Genomic DNA, 727 nt, shown 5'->3' on the forward strand with positions numbered 1-727 from the left:
TTTGTGACCATACCGCTCTCTATGGGTTCTCCCGGCGGTATTTTAAGTATATCCATGAGCTTTTTAACCCTATCACCCCCGAATATTCTCATGAGGTCATCCTCTAAGGAGAGGATAAACCTTGACTCACCAGGGTCACCTTGTCTTCCAGCCCTACCCCTCAGCTGGTTGTCTATCCTCCTAGATTCGTGCCTTTCCGTTCCAATAACCAACAGACCACCGAGCTCTACGACCTTTTTCTTTTCTTCTTCCGTTATTCTATAGGCCTTTTCCAGTGCCTCTTTCCACTCTTCTTCCGTAGCATCCTCAGGGCTTTTTCCCTTTGACCTGAGTATCTCTCTTGCCAAATACTCTGGGTTTCCACCGAGGAGTATGTCCGTTCCTCTCCCAGCCATGTTGGTGGAAATGGTAACCGCCCCTATTCTACCGGCCTGAGCTATGATTTCTGCCTCCCTTTCGTGATGTTTTGCGTTTAGCACGTTATGTTTTATTCCTTCCTTTTGCAAAAGCCTTGAAAGATGTTCCGAATCTTCAATGGAAACAGTTCCCACCAGTATGGGTCTTCCCTTTGCGTGCTCCTGCTTTATGATCTCCACCACCGCTCTCCACTTTTCTTCCTTTGTTTTGTATATAACATCCGCATGGTCTTTCCTTCTCATTGGTCTGTGTGTTGGGATAACTACCACTTCTAGTCCGTATATTTCTTTGAACTCAAGCGCTTCTGTTT

1 protein-coding gene is annotated in these 727 nt (G+C 46.2%); it reads right to left on the reverse strand.

Annotation, left to right across the window (positions count from 1 at the left end):
- Positions 1 to 727, reverse strand: a 727-nt coding sequence (locus tag N2315_09550; GenBank protein ID MCX7829415.1) for a hypothetical protein, incomplete at both ends; no start/stop codon positions are given.

The sequence above is a fragment of the Thermanaerothrix sp. genome (assembly GCA_026417795.1).
GTDB lineage: Bacteria > Synergistota > Synergistia > Synergistales > Synergistaceae > Thermanaerovibrio.